Genomic DNA, 1,423 nt, shown 5'->3' on the forward strand with positions numbered 1-1,423 from the left:
AAAAAAGTGCTCTCTCTGTAGGGTACTTTTTTGTATAATGTAAGAACTACAAATTGAGACATAACTTGGAGATGGAGAATCATGAGTAAAAAGCTATTTACAGAGAAAGAAATTACACAATTATCTAAAAATCCATATGTGAAAACCGTTAGTTCAAAGGGAATCACTTACACCGATGAGTTTAAACAATATTTTGTTTCTGAATTCAGTAAAGGGAAGTTTTCAAGGCAGATCTTTGAAGAAGCTGGATTTGAAGTTGAAATTATCGGGATGAATAGAATTAAATCTGCTTCAGAACGTTGGAGAAATACTTATAAAACTGAAGGCTCGTTGGGGCTGAAAGACACTAGAAAAGGTAATTCTGGAAGACCACGAGTAAAAGAACTATCTCTTGAGGAGAAGTATGCAAGGTTAGAAGCTCAGATGAATCTTGTAAAGGCAGAAAATGAACTCCTAAAAAAGATTCGTATGTTAGAAGGGGGGCTGAAGAAGTAAGGCTTCCTGCTAGTCAGAAGTACATTCTTATTTGTGAAGTTATTGAAAAATATAACCTAAAAAACATGGTGAAATTCCTTTGTGAAGCTACTGGGGTATCACGAAGTGGTTACTATAATTATTTCTCAGCTAAGTCCGAAGAACAAAGGAAACGCCAGGAAAAGAAGGACGAAGAGGCTAAAGAAATTATCCTAAAAGCCTTTCACTTTAAAGGCCGAAAGAAAGGGGCACGTCAAATTAAAATGACATTGGCGGGTCAATTTCAGTGTGTCTACAATTTGAAGAAAATTCGTAGAGTCATGAAAAAGTTTAATATATTCTGCCCTATTAGGAAAGCAAATCCATATCGGAGAATGATGAAAGCCACTAAGGAACATCGAGTGGTCTCGAACGTACTAAATCGCCAATTTAAACAAGATAAGCCTGGCAAAGTTCTTCTTACTGACATCACTTACCTGAACTATTACGGTGGACAGAGAGCCTATTTATCCGTAATTAAAGATGGGTCTACAGGAGAAGTTTTGGCGCATTATATGTCTAACCGCATCACTATGGAATTGGCTACAAACACCTTACTTAAACTTAAGAAAAACCGAAAATTTAAGAAAGCGGAAGATGCCTTAATCCACTCCGATCAAGGCACTCATTACACACATCCAGACTTTCAAAAACTCGTTCGGAAACTAGGATTAAACCAGTCCATGTCTAGAAGAGGAAACTGTTGGGATAACGCCCCCATCGAGTCATTCTTCGGTCATCTTAAAGATGAAGTAGATATAAAAGCATGTAAAACGTTTGAAGAGCTTAAACAGGATATTGACAAATATATCCGCCATTATAACCATACTAGATATCAATGGAACCTAAAAAAGATGACTCCTGTGCAATACAGAAATCACCTTTTAAAGGTGGCCTAAGCCTTTTTTAA

General features: G+C 36.7%; 1 protein-coding gene. It reads left to right on the forward strand.

The features are described 5' to 3' along the window. The first annotated feature begins 81 nt into the window (after positions 1-81). Positions 82-1,412, forward strand: a protein-coding gene (locus tag ACNSTQ_RS23000; RefSeq protein ID WP_418202052.1) for an IS3 family transposase whose coding sequence is annotated in 2 segments (ribosomal slippage) — positions 82-454 and positions 454-1,412 — 1,332 coding nt in all. Because the reading frame shifts where the segments join, the coding sequence is not laid out codon by codon here. Positions 1,413-1,423 lie beyond the last annotated feature (11 nt).

Origin of the sequence: Alkalihalobacterium sp. APHAB7, assembly GCF_048323755.1 — a bacterium.
In the GTDB taxonomy this organism is placed as follows: Bacteria; Bacillota; Bacilli; order Bacillales; family Bacillaceae_F; genus Alkalihalobacterium.